We start from the raw sequence: 13,989 nt of genomic DNA, 5'->3' as shown, positions 1-13,989 counted from the left end.
TTAGCGCTGTTGCTTGGGTAGCACCACCAGTTCCGTTTCCGACAGCCGGTCGGGCAGGCGCAGCGCCAGCACCAGGACCAGGCAAGCCACGCCGACGGTTAGACTGGGGCCGACCCCGACGCCGAGAACCCGATACAGATAAGCGGCGACCGGAACCGGCCAGATTCCGGCGCTTAGAAAGCGCAGCAACGCCTGCCACCAGCCGATGCCCCGACCGTCGCGCCGTTGGACCCGCAACCGCCAAGCGCGCATTCCCAGAGTTTGGCCGCCGTGAATCCAAAAACCGGCGAAGAAGAAAAAACACACAAACAGTAAATAGCTCGAAAAAAACGGATTGCCTTGGAGCGGGCTGTGCTGCTTGGCGCTTTCGCCGCCGACCACCAGCACCGCCAACCCCAAGGCCAGCGCGGTCGCGACCAGCAACACGCCCGCCAGCAGCAGGCCGTCATAGACGATGGCCGCCAGCCGGCGCGGCAGCCGGGCCGGGGCTAGGGGAGTAACGGAACAAGCCCGTGCCACCTCGGCGTTCATCGAGGATTAAGTCGCAGGTCAGGTAAGGTGTCGACCCGGTTAGTTCGATCCGTTCGCGGGCGGTTTGCCCGCCGGCGTGGACTGCTCCGAACTTGATCCGCTCGTTTTGCGCGGCCGTTTGTTGGCGGCCGTCGGCTCGCTGTCGGCGGGCTTGGCCGAGACGGGCGCCTTAGCGTTGCTGGCGCCGCTCTTGGCGCTGCCCGGTTTGGCGGGTTGTGGGGGTGGCGCGGTGGCAACCGGTTCGCCGCTGGTCGAACGGGGGGGGCCCAGCCAACGGTTGAGTTCCGCGATGTCCGCTTCCGACAACTGGCCGGCGGCTTGGCGCAGCGTCAGATAGTTGGTGACGTAGGAATAGCGGGCGGCGGCATAATTCCGTTCGGCCAGATACACGTTCCGTTCGGCGTCTAGCACGTCCACGATGGTGCGAGTGCCGACCTCGTAACCGGCTTGATTGGCCTCCAAGGCGCTGCGGGTGGAGACGCGGCTCTGATCGAGCGCCTTGATCTGGCTGATGGCGGTCTCCTGACCGCGATAGGCGTTGCGAACGATGCGGATGGTTTCGCGCTGCTGGTTTTCCAAGCTTTGTCGGGACGCTTCGTAGTTGTAGGCCGCCTCGCGGGAGCGCGAGGACACCGCGCCGCCGCTGTAGAGCGGGATGGTCAGTTGCAGGTTGAGCTGGCTGCTGGCGAGATTGCTGTTGGCGCCGTTATCGGTGTCGACCCGGCCGGCCTGTAAGTCCAGCGTCGGATAGTGGCCGGCCTTTTGCAGTTTGACGTTCTCTCGCGCCCGATCGACATCGAACGCGGTGGCGCGCAAGCTCAGATTGTTTTCCAACGCCATCCGCACCCATTCTTCGGGATTGTGCGGTTCGGGCAGCACCAGCGGCATTCGCTCGGTCAACGAATTGAGTTGCGCGTAATCCTGGCCCGTCAACTGCCGCAAGGCCTCGCGCGCGTTCGCCAGTTGGTTGATGGCTTCGATTTCCTGGGAAACGGCGGCGTCGAAGCGGGCCTGGGCGTCGTAAACGTCGGTAATGGTCGCCAGCCCCACCTCGAAACGGCGGTTGGCTTGTTCGAGCTGACGGGCGAAGGCGTTCTTCTCGGCCGTGGCGTAGCTGAGATTGTCCAACGCCGCCAACACGCCAAAATAGGCTTGCGAGACCCGCAGCACCAGCTCGTTGCGGGCGTTGCCGAGATTGACGTCGGCTTGGCCGACCGTCGCCTCCGCCAGCCGTTGCCGGACTTGATGGCCCCGGTTATAAAGCGGCTGAACCAGCCTGATCCCGTAGGTATGGTTGTCGGCTGATGACGGTCTTGGCGCCGCGCCTTCAATCCCAAAATTATAACCTTGCTCGGCCGAGACTCCCATGTTGGGCAACAACAAGGCCCGCGCCTGCGGTTTGGCTTCCTGCGCCGCGTCGCGACTGGCAGTGGCGGCCTTGAGCACCGGATCGCTGTCTTGGGCCTGGCGGTAGACGTACAGCAGGTCCTCCGCCCACGTCGGCTGGCCGCAGACCGCCGCGGCCAAGCCGGCCAACACCAGACAAGAGAGTTTGGGCATGAGTGACGGCATCTCCTGTGAGTGAGTATGTTAACAATCTCTAATATACCACTCCTGGGCCGCGCGTTGTCGAGGTTGGCCGAATCGGAAACGGGTCGCTGCCGGTCAGAAGACGAAAGCCTTGGTGGGCGCTACGTTGCGCAAGGGCAGAAGTTCGGTGTCGAACAGGCTTTCCCGCAGCCATTCCCGCTCGCCGGTGCGGGTGATCAGCAGCGCCTCCATGACCGGCGGCTTGCCGGCCACGATGAACAAGCGTCCGCCCAAACGCAGGCTCTGCCGCCAGTCGTCGGCGACATCGGCCACCGAACCGGTGACGGCGATGGCGTCGTAGCGATGACCGCTCCAACCACGGCTGGCGTCGCCGGTATGCAGCACCACGTTGGCCGCGCCGTGGGTTTTCAGCTTGGAACGCGCGGCGTCGGTGAAGTCGGCCACGATGTCCACGCTGACCACGCTGGTGGCCAACCGCGCCAGACAGGCGGTCAGATAGCCGCTGCCGGTGCCGACTTCCAGCACCAGATCGCTCGGTTTGACCGCCAGGGCTTGCAGCAACCGACCCTCGACCGTGGGTTTGAACATGAATTCACCGTGGCCGAGCGGGATGGCGACATCGCTGAAGGCCAGATTGCGGTAGCGTTCCGGCACGAAATCCTCGCGCGGCACGCGGGCGAGGGTATCCAGCACTTGTTGGTCCAGCACATCCCAGGGCCGAATTTGCTGTTCGATCATGTTGTGGCGCGCTTGTTCGAAATTGAATGCGGTCATGTTCGGGTCCTGTCAACGCTGGGTGGTTTTTTGTAAGTTTTAGCGGGGACGACCGCCCCTGAGGCCAATTTGGATGCATTCTAACATAAGGGTTTTTCTCGCGGCGCGGGCTTAAATGAAAGTCGCTCCAACCGAAAAGAGGCGTTCCACCTCCGCTACCCGTTTCTTGTCGACCAGAAACAGGATCACATGATCGTCCGCTTCGATGACGGTATCGTGGTGGCAGATCACCACCTCATCGCCGCGCGCGATGGCGCCGATGGTGGTGCCCGGCGGCAGGCGGATTTCCTCGATGCGCCGGCCGACCACCTTGGAGGTCTTGTAGTCGCCGTGGGCGATGGCTTCGATGGCCTCCGCCGCGCCCCGGCGCAGGGAATGCACCTTGACCACATCGCCGCGGCGGACGTGGGTCAGCAGGGTGCCGATGGTGGCCTGCTGCGGCGAGATCGCCACGTCGATGATGCCGGAGGATTCGACCAGATCGACATAGGATAACAAGTTGATGAGCGCCATCACCTTGCGGGCGCCCATCCGCTTGGCCTGCATCGCCGAGAGGATGTTGGCCTCGTCGTCGTTGGTAACGGCGCAATACACGTCGACGTGTTCGATATTTTCCTGGCGCAGCAGATTCTCGTCGGCCGCATCGCCGTGCAGCACGATGGCCCGGTCCAGTTGTTCGGACAGCCGCTTGCTGGTGGCCGGATTGCGTTCGATGATCTTGACCTGAAACCGGTCTTCCAGTCCTTGCGCCAGCCGGGCGCCGATGTGGCCGCCGCCGGCGATGATGATGCGTTTGACCATCCGGTCCAGCTTGCGCAGTTCGGCGACGATGGCGCGGGTGTTCTTGCGGGCGGCGATCAGGAAGACCTCGTCGTCGGGCTCGATCACCGTGTCGCCTTCCGGCATGATCGGACTGCCCTGGCGAAAGATGGCCGCCACCCGCGTGTCGATGCCCGGCATCCGCTCCGGCAGGGTGCGCAGCGCCTGGCCGATCAGGGTGCTGCCCTCGTAGGCCTTGACGCCGACCAGCCGCACCTGACCCTCGGCGAAATCCAGCACCTGGAGCGCGCCGGGATGCTCGATGATGTGCTGGATGTAATCGGTCACCAGTTGTTCGGGGCTGATCAAAACGTCCACCGGCAGCGCGTCGTCCTTGAACAGTTGGTCGCGATAGGCGGTGTAACTGCCGGCGCGGACCCGGGCGATCTTGGTCGGCGTGTTGTACAACGTGTGGGCGATCTGGCAGGCGATCATGTTGGCTTCGTCGCTGTCGGTCAGCGCGATCAGCATGTCGGCGTCGGCGATGCCGGCCTGTTCCATCACGGAAGGATAGGAGGCGCTGCCGCGAACGGTGCGGATGTCCAGCCGGTCTTGCAGGGCCTGCAAGCGTTCGGGGTTGGCGTCCACCACGGTCACGTCGTTGGCCTCGCCGGCCAGGATGTGCGCGACCGAGCCACCGACTTGGCCGGCCCCGAGAATCACGATCTTCACGTCCGCTCCTTACTCGTCGAGAGCTTTCTTGGGGTCGATGCCCAGGGCGCGCAATTTGCGATACAGGTTGGTGCGCTCCATGCCGACCCGATCGGCCAGCCGCGCCACGTTGCCTTCGCATTCGCGAAACTGCTGCATCAGATAGGTCCGTTCGAATTGCTCGCGGGCCTCCCGCAGCGGCAAGTTCAGCGGAATGCTGCCGACATCCTGGGCCTTGACGGCGGTGATGCCGCGCACGGCGGCGTCCACTTCGTCCTGAGTGATCTCCTCGTCGCCGCCCAGGATCAACAGGCGTTGCACCAGATTCTTGAGCTCGCGGATGTTGCCGGGCCAGTTGTAGTTGCGCAGGCGGTTCTGGGCGGCTAGGGTAAAGTGGCGGTAGATCAGACTTTCCTGATCGACGAAGTAGCCGATGTAATAGTTGAGCAGCTCCGGCACGTCCTCGATGTGATCGCGCAGCGGCGGCAGTTTGATGGGGACAACGTTGAGCTGGTAATAAAGATCTTCGCGAAACCGGCCCAGCGCGACTTCCTGCTCCAGATCGCGGTGGGTGGCGGCCACCACTCGGACGTTGACCCGGACCGGCTCCTTGCCGCCGATGCGCAGGAACGAGCCATTCTCCAGGGCGCTGGCCAGCTTGGCTTGCGCTTCCAGATCCATGTCGGCCAACTCGTCCAGAAACAGGGTGCCGCCGCTGGCTTGCTCCAGCCGGCCGTAGTGAATCCGGTCGCCCTGTTCGGAGCCGAACAGCTCCAGGCTGGCGTTTTCTCGGGCGATGGAGCCGACTCCCACATCCACGAACGGGCCGCCGCGCCGCAGGCTGTGGGCATGCAGGAAGCGGGCGTAGACTTCCTTGCCGGTGCCGGGCTCGCCGAAGATCAGGATCGGGGCATCGTGCTGGGCGATCCGCAGCACCTGGGCGCGCAGCCGCTGGACGACTTCGCTGCGCCCGACCGGTTCGGCCACGATCCGCTGCTGGCGGCGCAGGTTGAGGTTTTCCCGCGCCAGCCGGTCCGCCTCCAACGCCCGCTCCACGGTCAGCAGCAGCTTGGCCATGGACAGGGGTTTTTCGATGAAATCGTAAGCGCCCAGCCGGGTCGCTTCCACCGCCGTCTCGACGGTGCCGTGGCCGGACATCATGATGACCGGGCACGGCAGGTGATCGCCCTCGCTCCATTCCTTGAGCAGGGTGATGCCGTCGGTGTCCGGCATCCAGATGTCGAGCAGGATCAAATCGGGCCGCTGCGCGCGGCGCGCCTCGCGGGCGGCGGCGGCGTTCTCGGCGGTCGAGACGGCATAGCCTTCATCTTCCAGAATTTCCTTGACCAAGTCGCGAATGTCGGGTTCGTCATCAACGACCAGAATATAAGACGCGCTCATCCGGCGGCCTCCTTATCAGTGTGCAACGGCGCGGCGGGAACGGCGGGTGGAGTTGGAGCGTCGGCGCCGTCGTGAAAGATCGGCAAGCGAATCGCGATCCGGGCGCCGCCGTCCGCCGGGGTTTCCAATTGAATCCAGCCGCCATGCTCTTCGACAATTTTTTTGACGATCGCCAATCCTAGCCCGGTTCCCTTGAGTTTGGTAGTCACGTAGGGCTCGAAGGCGTTGGCGTGCACGGAATCGGGGAAACCCGGCCCGTCGTCGCGCACGCTGAGTTCGACCCGGTCGGTGCCGGCGACGTGCTCGCGGCGGGTGCTGATCCACAACGTCGAGCCGTGGCCGTCGCGGATCGCTTCGATGGCGTTCTTAACCAAATTGTGCAGCAGTTGCCGCAGCCGGCCCTTGTCGCCGTTGACCCGCAAGGGTTCTTGGGTCAGATCGAGCTTGATTTCCACGCCCGCCGGGTAATCGCGGTAGAGATAAAGCACCTCGGTGACGAATTCGTTCAATTCCAGCGGCGCCAGTTGCAAGCGCGGCGGGCGGGCGTATTCGCTGAAGGCGTCCACCATTTCCTTCATCGCCTGAACCTGCTGGACGATGGTGTGGGTGCCGCGCTCCAGGACCTTGCCTTGTTCCTCGTCGAATTGCTTGAGATATTTATGGCGGATGCGCTCGGCGGCCAGTTGGATCGGCGTCAGCGGGTTCTTGATCTCGTGGGCGAGGCGCCGCGCCACTTCGGACCAGGCCGCCTCGCGCTCGACCTGGACGACGTGAGTGATGTCGTCGAAGACGATGACGTGACCCCCGTGAAGGCCGACCGCATCCGGCAACGAGCTGCCGCGACACATCAGAATGCGCCGGCCGGCGGTGCCGAACCAGGCGATTTCCTGGCGCCAGTCGCCGGTCTCGGTCAAGTGCGGACCGATGGCGGCGATGAACTCCTGCAACATCGGGTGCGCCACGGCGATCCACTGACTGTCGGCGCCGAGATACTCCTGCAAGTCGACCTCCAGGATTTGGCTGGCCGCCGCGTTGCAGGTTTGCAGGCGGCCGCCCTGATCCATGGTCAGCACCCCCGACGACAGCCGCGCCAACACCGTTTCCAGGTAGGCGCGCTGGCTTTCGACCAGCCCCTGGCTGCGTTGGGCGGCGTCATGCGCCTGCGCCAGATTGCGGATCATCTGGTTGAAGGATTCCACCAAAAAGCCCAGCTCGTCGCTGCCGGCCCCGGCGCCGGCCAGTTGTTTGTTGAACTGGCCCACGGCGACCGCCTGGGTGCCGTCGACCAGCTCGCGCAAGGGCTGCACCAGCCGGCGCGCGGTGTAGAACGCGGCCCAGAACGCCGCCAGCACCGCCAGCAACAGCGCCAGCGACAGGGTCAACGTGAAGCTGGCCTTGAGCGGCGCCCGCAGGAAGATCAATTCCCGGTAACTGTCGAAGGCGGCTTGCACCGCGTCGGCCAGCAGGCTCAAACGGTCGGTGACCGGAAACAGGGCCTGCAACTGCCGTTCCTCGTTGCCGAGGGAGGTGGCCGGCACCACGACGCGAACGTGAAAGCCGGCGTCGCCGATCGGTTCCAGTCCGACGTAATTGCGGCCTTGGCGGACTTGCAGCAGCGCCGTTTCCGGTGGGGGGTGCGGCAGGATCGCCGCCGGGTCCATGCTGGCGGTGGCGATGATTCGGCCGCCCTGGCCGAACAGGGTCAGCTCGGACGCCTCGCCGAGATCGAGTAGGTCGTCCAGGCGCCGGCCGGCCTGCTCGCCGTCGCTGTCCGCGACGCTGACGGCGACCCGCAAGGCTTGCTTGAGTACCTCGCGCATCCGCAGATCCAGGGCGGTCCGGCTGAGCTCCAAGGCGTTTTCCAGGCCGCGATCCACCTGCACGTCGAACCAGCTATCGATACCCCGTTGCAAGAAGTGCAGCGAAAAACCGTACACCAGCGCCACGGGGGTGATGGCCAGCAGCGCGAAAATGCCGGTCAGCCGCAGGGTGAGGCGCGAGCCGGGGGCCCGACGCCGGTACAGGCCGATCAGGGCGATCAGGTTGTACAGGATCAGACTGGCCAAAGCCCCCAGGCCGATGGCGCTGACCAGCAGCAGCCAGCCGTACATCTGTCCGAACTTGGCCGAGTTGGTGGTGGCGCGACCCATCAGAATCAGCAGCACCAGCAGCAAGCCGAACAGCAGCAAGGTGAGCGCCAGCCCCCGGCCGCTGGCGAAACGGCGGATCAGAGTGGCCATGTATACCACTCGCTGGTCAGGCGCCAGCTGTCGGACAGATAGGCGAACACCCGCATCGGCGCCGGCAGGGATTCGATATCGAGCCAGACCCGCAAGGCGCCTTCATAGCGCTCATTGCGCGCCAGCAGGCCCCGATCGAGCATGGGAAAGCCGTTGATCTGGCCCATGAACTGCAATGCGGCGCTCCGGCTGGTGAAGCCGCGGCGCTCTTTGCTGTTGAGATTGCTCACCAAGTACTGACGGCTGAGCGCGTGATACTCCAGCTTGAAGCGCTGGCCCAGGGAATAAACCGTCTCATCCCACACCCAAGGGCGGCGGCGGCGGACCTGCATTTCCAGTTCGATGATGAGGGGGACGCCGTTTTGCAAGGCTTCCAACGCCGCATTGCTGAAATGATATTCGATGCGGGCATCGAGCCGGTAAACCCCACCGTCCAGCTTGGTGGAGGCGGCGAGCACCTCAAAGCCGGCCGCCCAGGCGTTGGAAAGCTCCAACAAACCCCACAGCAGCGCCGACAGCAGGCCGGCGACCCGGCCGGGTGTCCAAATCCGTCGCGCGCCGGCCGACATGACTACGTTCCAGGGGCCGCGGCCGGTGGTTTGCACAAACCGGCGTAGTAGAAACCGTCCATGGTCGCTTCACCCGGCAGCAGCTGGCGGCCGTGCGGCAAAGCGCGGCCCCACTCGGCCGCGATGGGCCATTCAACGGCGTCGGGCCGAGCGGCGAGAAAAGCGGCGATCACCCGCTCGTTTTCTTGGCGCAGTACCGAGCAGGTGGCGTACAGCAAGCGACCGCCCGGCCGCAGCAGCGGCCACAGCGCCAGCAGGAACGCCTGCTGTTGCTCGGCCAGCGCGGCGATGTCGCTCTCGCGGCGCAACAGCTTGATGTCGGGATGGCGACGAATCACGCCGGTGGCCGAACAGGGCGCATCCACCAGAATGCGGTCGAAGGGAATGCCGTCCCACCAATCCGCCGGCCGGGCGGCGTCACCCGCGATCAGGCGGGCGTTCTCCCGCAGCCGGCCCAAGGTAGCGCGCACCTGTTCCAGCCGGCCGGCGTCCCAATCGAGCGCGGTCAGCTCCAAATTCGGTGCGCGTTCCAGCAGATGGCCGGTCTTGCCGCCGGGCGCGGCGCAGGCATCCAGCACCCGCTGCCCCGGTCGGACCTCCAACAGGGACGCCGCCAGTTGCGCGGCGCCATCCTGCACCGACACCCAGCCATCAGCGAAGCCGGGCAGCAGCGCGGCGTCGGTCGGTTCGGCCAGGAGCAGCGCCGTCGGGACACCCGGCACCGCCTCGGCGGCGTGTCCTGCTTCAGCCAGCCGCCGCCGGTAGTCCTCGCGCGCTAGGCGGCGCAGGTTGACGCGAAGGACAAAAGGAGGGCGGGTGTTGTTGGCGGCGACGATGGCCGGCCAGTCGTCCGGCCAGTCTTGCCGCAACCGTTCCAGCAACCAACGCGGGTGGGCGGTCTTGGCCTCTGAATCGCTTTCCAAGAGCGTCGCCAGCTCTTTCTTCCGGCGCAAGGCGGCGCGCAACACCGCGTTGGTCAGCCCCGCCGCCCACGGTTTACACAGCTGACGGGCGGCGGCGACCGTCTCGGAGACGGCCGCATGGTCGGGAACGCGCAAGTGCCACAACTGATAGAGACCGAGCAGCAGCAGGGCGCGAACGCCGTTTTCTGTCGCCGCCAGCGGCCGCGTCAACAACTGGTCGAGCTGCCTTTGCAATTGGAAATACCAGCGGCAGACACCGTGACACAGCTCGCGCAGCAAGCCTCGGTCGCGAACGGCGCTCCGGTTCAGGATTGGTGGAAGCGCCGTCGCCAGCGAGCGGCCCTCGCCCAACACCTGAACCAGCACCTGGACCGCGTTGGCGCGGACGTTCATGCCACGCCCAGCCGCCGGCCGGCCAACCGGTGGGCGGTCAAGAACGCCGCAGCCGGCAGAGCCCGCCCGCCCGGCAGTTGCACTTCGGTCAGCTGCAACACGCCCGCGCCGGTGGCGACGGCGATGCCGGCGCTGTTCTCTCGCAGCACGGTTCCCGGCGTGACGCCGTGTAATGTTTCCGCCTCGGCGCGCGCCCGCCAGATGCGCACGGTTTGACCGTCCGCATGAGTCTGGGCCACCGGATGCGGGTTGAAGGCTAACACCTGCCGTTCCAGCTCCAAGGCCGGGCGGTTCCAATTGAGTTCGGCTGCGCTTTTCGCCAGTTTGGGGGCGTAGGTCGCTCGGCGGTGGTCTTGGGGCACCGCCGCCAAAGCGTCGGCCAGCACTCCCGGCATTGCCGTTTGCAAAGTCTGCGCGCCCAAGACCGCCAATCGGTCGTGCAACTCGCCGCCGGTGGTTCCGCGCGCGAGCGGACAGGAAGCGCGGGCGTAAACGGGGCCGGTATCCAGGCCGGCTTCCATGCGCATGATGCAGACTCCGGTTTCGGCATCCCCCGCCAGAACGGCGTGCTGGATCGGGGCCGCGCCGCGCCAGCGCGGTAACAGCGAAGCATGGACGTTGACGCAGCCCAGCCGGGGAATCGCCAGCACCGCTGGCGGCAGGATCAGGCCGTAAGCGGCCACCACCATCAAATCCGGGGCCAGGGCGGCCAGTTCGCTTTGGGTGGCCGGGTCGCGCAAGCTGTCGGGCTGGTAGACCGGTATCCCAGCGGCCAGCGCGGCGGTTTTCACCGGACTGGCGCGCGGCTGGCGGCCACGGCCGGCCGGCCGGTCCGGCTGGGTATAGGCCGCAACGAGCGGATAACCCGCAGCCAACAGCGCGTGCAGGCTCGGAACGGCAAATTCGGGGGTACCCGCAAAGATCAGACGCGGTAGAGTCGTCGTCATGGGTTGATGCAATCGGCTGAAGACGCCGCCGGGCGTCGGGCGCCGGGCGGGGTCAGCCGGCAAGAGCGGTGAAGGGCGCGCGGCGCGCGGAAATCCATGCTCAAGAGGCGCGCGCTTCGAGGCGGGCTTGCTTCTCCAGTTTTTTGCGGATGCGGTCGCGTTTCAACACCGACAGGTAATCCACGAACAATTTGCCGTCCAAATGATCGATCTCATGCTGGACGCAGACCGCCAGCAAGCCGCGAGCCTCCAGTTCGAACGGATCGCCGTTACGGTCCAGGGCGCTGACGCGGATCCGCTCGGCCCGCTCGACCTTTTCATAAAAACCGGGCACCGACAGACAACCTTCCTCCGACTCGCATTCCCCTTCCCGTTCGAGCACGCTCGGATTGATGAATGCCAGCGGCTGGTTTTTCTCCTCGGAGACATCCATCACCACAATCCGTTTCTGAACGTTGGCTTGGGTGGCGGCCAGACCGATGCCCGGCGCCGCGTACATGGTCTCCAGCAGGTCATCGATCAAGGCGCGCACGCCTTCGTCGACGGTTTCCACCGCCAATGCCGGCTTGCGCAGCCGGGGATCCGGATAGTGCAGTATGGTCAGTTTTGCCATGGGGACTCCGCAAACGCCCGATTTGATCGCCGCATCGATTTTTTCACCAGGAAATCATACGAGAAATTACACTACGGGGGCTATACTTTGCGCCAAGGGGGTAATCCGCATACACTCCCGCCCGTTCCTTTGGATGACGAGCAAGGACCATGACTATCACGCGTTCATCAAGGCATCTCGGGACTGCCCTGTCGCTGGCGGCGGCAGTCCTGCTCGGATCGTGCGCCCAAGCGCCTACCCGACCCGAAGCGGCTCCGGCCGGTGACGAACCAGGACCGCTATTGGAATCCGCCAGAGCGGAAGCCGGCGCACGCCCTCCGCAAAACTATCCGGTCGCTCCGGGCGAAACAGCGCAGTCGAGCCAGGGACCGTTCGCGAAACCAGGAGCCGCCCGCTCCAGAATGGGCAAACCCGTCGCCGAGGCAGGCCCGGTCGCGCTGCGGCCCGATCACCCGCAAAGCTACAGCGTGGCGCCCGGCGACACGCTGTGGTCGATCGCCGGCCGGTTCCTGCAAAATCCCTGGCAGTGGCGGCGCATCTGGCGGCAAAACCCCCAGCTTCGCAACCCGCACCGGATCTATCCGGGCGACGTGCTCCGCTTCAGCCACGACGCCGACGGCAACCCGCAACTGGTAGCCAGCCGTGGCGAGGTGCCATTGATCAAGCTCTCGCCCGAGGTCCGCGCCGAAACGCTGACTCAGCCGATCCCGCCGGTTCCCCGCGACGCAATCGAATCGTTTCTGACCCGCGCCGAAGTGATGAGCGAAGCGAGTTGGCGCAGTATGCCTTACATCATCACCGATGACGACGAGCAGGCGGTTTACGCCGACCGCGACCGAGTTTACGTTCGAGGCCTCAGCTTTGACCAGACGCGCTATCAGGTGTTCCGTCCCGGCGAGGAGTTGCGCGAACCCGGTTCCGGCCGCTCGCTGGGGGTTGCCGGCATCTATCTCGGTGAGGCGACGTTGGAGCGAGATGAGAACCCGGCCACGTTCATCCTGTCCCACACCGTCGCGCCGGTCCGCGCCGGCGACCGGTTGCTGGCGATTGAGGAGGAGCGCGAGCTGTACAGCTTCGAGCCGCATCCGGTACCGCCGGATACTGAAGGCGCCATCATCGCCAAGCTCGACGCCGACGTGACCCAGATTACCCAATACAGCAGCGTCATCATCAATCTGGGCGCTCAGGATGGGATCGAGCCCGGCCACGTTTTGGCGGTGTTCGGTAAAGACCGCAAGGTCGAGGATCCGGTATCGGGCGGCTCCGTGCGCCTGCCGGGCGAGCGGGCCGGCTTGGTGATGATCTATAAGGCCCACGAGCTGGTCAGCTACGGACTGGTGATGCAGGCCGAGCGTTCCATCCGCTTGCAGGATCGAGTGACCACGCCCTGAACCGGGACGCCGCGCCGCCAGCGACCGATCCCGCGGGATTGCTGGCGCTGTTGCGGGCGCCGGGCATCGGCCCGGCCCGCTTCAGCCGGCTGCTGGAGCACTTCGGCTCGGCCGGCGCCGCTTTGGCCGCCGACCGGGCCGAGTGGGACCAGCTCGGCCTGCCCGCCGCCGCGCTCGACTATTTGCGCGAGCCCGACTGGCGGGGGGTCGAGCGGGATCTGGCTTGGCTGAAGCAACCCGGCAATCAGTTGTTGGGACTGGACGACAGCCGTTATCCGCCGCTGTTGCGGCAACTCGTTCACCCGCCGCCGCTGTTGTTCGTCTGTGGAGCGGTGGATAGCCTGCGCGCGCCGCAACTGGCCATCGTCGGAACCCGCCACCCCACGCCGCCGGGCCGGGAAACCGCCCGACAGTTCGCCGCCTTTCTGGCCGAGGGCGGCTTGACGGTCACCAGCGGTTTGGCGCTCGGCATCGACGCGGCCGCCCATCAGGGCGCGCTGGCCGCCGGCGGCTGGACCGTGGCGGTCATGGGCACCAGCCTGGAGCGGGTGTATCCCGCCAAACATCGAGATTTAGCCCACGCCATCGCCGAACGCGGCGCGCTGGTCTCGGAATTTCCCATCGGCACGCCCGCGCTGGCCGAGAATTTCCCGCGGCGCAACCGCCTGATCAGCGGGCTAGCGCTGGGGGTGCTGGTGGTGGAGGCGGCCCTTCAGAGCGGCTCGCTCATCACCGCCCGCTTGGCGCTCGATCAGGGGCGAGAGGTGTTCGCCATCCCCGGTTCCATTCACAATCCGCTGGCCAAAGGTTGTCACGCGCTGCTGCGGCAGGGCGCGAAGCTGGTGGAAACGGCCGCCGATATTCTGGAAGAACTAGGCCCGCTGGCGGCGGCGGGCGCCGATGCACCCGCCGCCTTGCCGGCGCTGATGCCGCCGCCGAAGCCGCTGGATGAGGATTACCGCCAACTGCTGGCGGCGATGGGCGATGCGCCGGCGGCGGTCGATCTGCTGGTGGAGCGTTGCGGATTGACTGCGGAAGTGGTTTCCTCCATGCTGCTGATCTTGGAATTGGAGGGTTATGTGGCGGCCGTTCCCGGCGGTAGGTACTGTCGCCTCAAAGTGTGATTGCCGGCTGGCGCCTTCCAGGATCGGCCCCACCCTCGCCGGATGACGGGGGTTTTTGTTTT

General features: G+C 65.6%; 12 protein-coding genes. 2 read left to right on the top strand and 10 right to left on the bottom strand.

Features of this window, described 5'->3' with window-relative positions; genetic code table 11:
- The 10 genes from IPK09_12585 to def form a co-directional block, all read right to left on the bottom strand.
- Positions 1–531, bottom strand: a complete 531-nt coding sequence (locus IPK09_12585; protein ID MBK7984450.1) for an RDD family protein — start codon at positions 529–531, stop codon at positions 1–3.
- Positions 532–570: 39 nt separating this feature from the next.
- A complete protein-coding gene (locus IPK09_12580) occupies positions 571–2,091 on the bottom strand; it encodes a TolC family outer membrane protein (GenBank protein ID MBK7984449.1) in 1,521 nt (506 codons plus the stop codon).
- Positions 2,092–2,196: 105 nt separating this feature from the next.
- On the bottom strand, positions 2,197–2,856 hold the full coding sequence (locus tag IPK09_12575; GenBank protein MBK7984448.1) for a protein-L-isoaspartate O-methyltransferase: 660 nt from the start codon (positions 2,854–2,856) through the stop codon (positions 2,197–2,199).
- 111 nt (positions 2,857–2,967) lie between these two features.
- Positions 2,968–4,347, bottom strand: a complete 1,380-nt coding sequence (gene trkA / locus IPK09_12570) for a Trk system potassium transporter TrkA (protein MBK7984447.1) — start codon at positions 4,345–4,347, stop codon at positions 2,968–2,970.
- A 9-nt stretch (positions 4,348–4,356) separates the two neighbouring features.
- On the bottom strand, positions 4,357–5,727 hold the full coding sequence (locus IPK09_12565; protein ID MBK7984446.1) for a sigma-54-dependent Fis family transcriptional regulator: 1,371 nt from the start codon (positions 5,725–5,727) through the stop codon (positions 4,357–4,359).
- On the bottom strand, positions 5,724–7,967 hold the full coding sequence (locus IPK09_12560; protein MBK7984445.1) for a HAMP domain-containing protein: 2,244 nt from the start codon (positions 7,965–7,967) through the stop codon (positions 5,724–5,726). Before IPK09_12560 ends, IPK09_12565 begins: the two co-directional genes overlap by 4 nt.
- Entirely contained in the window at positions 7,955–8,536 is a 582-nt protein-coding gene (locus IPK09_12555) for a DUF4390 domain-containing protein (protein MBK7984444.1), read from the bottom strand. The genes IPK09_12560 and IPK09_12555 overlap by 13 nt, the downstream gene beginning before the upstream one ends.
- Positions 8,537–8,538: 2 nt before the next feature.
- Complete coding sequence (rsmB, locus tag IPK09_12550; protein MBK7984443.1) at positions 8,539–9,852, bottom strand: 16S rRNA (cytosine(967)-C(5))-methyltransferase RsmB; 1,314 nt, start codon at positions 9,850–9,852, stop codon at positions 8,539–8,541.
- Positions 9,849–10,799, bottom strand: coding sequence for a methionyl-tRNA formyltransferase (locus tag IPK09_12545; GenBank protein MBK7984442.1), 951 nt, complete (start codon positions 10,797–10,799; stop codon positions 9,849–9,851). Before IPK09_12545 ends, rsmB begins: the two co-directional genes overlap by 4 nt.
- A gap of 100 nt (positions 10,800–10,899) precedes the next feature.
- Complete coding sequence (gene def, locus IPK09_12540; GenBank protein ID MBK7984441.1) at positions 10,900–11,412, bottom strand: peptide deformylase; 513 nt, start codon at positions 11,410–11,412, stop codon at positions 10,900–10,902.
- A 401-nt stretch (positions 11,413–11,813) separates the two neighbouring features.
- Between def and IPK09_12535 the strand changes: the two genes are divergently transcribed.
- Together IPK09_12535 and dprA are read left to right on the top strand one after the other, a co-directional pair.
- Entirely contained in the window at positions 11,814–12,803 is a 990-nt protein-coding gene (locus tag IPK09_12535) for a LysM peptidoglycan-binding domain-containing protein (GenBank protein ID MBK7984440.1), read from the top strand.
- A 41-nt stretch (positions 12,804–12,844) separates the two neighbouring features.
- Positions 12,845–13,927 (top strand): DNA-protecting protein DprA, encoded by a 1,083-nt coding sequence (gene dprA / locus IPK09_12530; GenBank protein MBK7984439.1) that lies wholly within the window; start codon positions 12,845–12,847, stop codon positions 13,925–13,927.
- Positions 13,928–13,989: the final 62 nt, after the last annotated feature.

The sequence above is a fragment of the Candidatus Competibacteraceae bacterium genome (assembly GCA_016713505.1).
GTDB lineage: Bacteria > Pseudomonadota > Gammaproteobacteria > Competibacterales > Competibacteraceae > Competibacter_A.
The sequence above is the reverse complement of the archived record's forward strand: the minus strand, read 5'-3'. Positions and strand labels throughout refer to the sequence as shown.

Coding starts and splice junctions, on each gene's coding strand:
- IPK09_12585 (MBK7984450.1), bottom strand. CDS start 531: ATGAACGCCGAGGTGGCACGGGCTTGTTCCGTTACTCCCCTAGCCCCG.
- IPK09_12580 (MBK7984449.1), bottom strand. CDS start 2,091: ATGCCCAAACTCTCTTGTCTGGTGTTGGCCGGCTTGGCCGCGGCGGTC.
- IPK09_12575 (MBK7984448.1), bottom strand. CDS start 2,856: ATGACCGCATTCAATTTCGAACAAGCGCGCCACAACATGATCGAACAG.
- IPK09_12565 (MBK7984446.1), bottom strand. CDS start 5,727: ATGAGCGCGTCTTATATTCTGGTCGTTGATGACGAACCCGACATTCGC.
- IPK09_12560 (MBK7984445.1), bottom strand. CDS start 7,967: ATGGCCACTCTGATCCGCCGTTTCGCCAGCGGCCGGGGGCTGGCGCTC.
- IPK09_12555 (MBK7984444.1), bottom strand. CDS start 8,536: ATGTCGGCCGGCGCGCGACGGATTTGGACACCCGGCCGGGTCGCCGGC.
- rsmB (MBK7984443.1), bottom strand. CDS start 9,852: ATGAACGTCCGCGCCAACGCGGTCCAGGTGCTGGTTCAGGTGTTGGGC.
- IPK09_12545 (MBK7984442.1), bottom strand. CDS start 10,799: ATGACGACGACTCTACCGCGTCTGATCTTTGCGGGTACCCCCGAATTT.
- def (MBK7984441.1), bottom strand. CDS start 11,412: ATGGCAAAACTGACCATACTGCACTATCCGGATCCCCGGCTGCGCAAG.
- IPK09_12535 (MBK7984440.1), top strand. CDS start 11,814: ATGGGCAAACCCGTCGCCGAGGCAGGCCCGGTCGCGCTGCGGCCCGAT.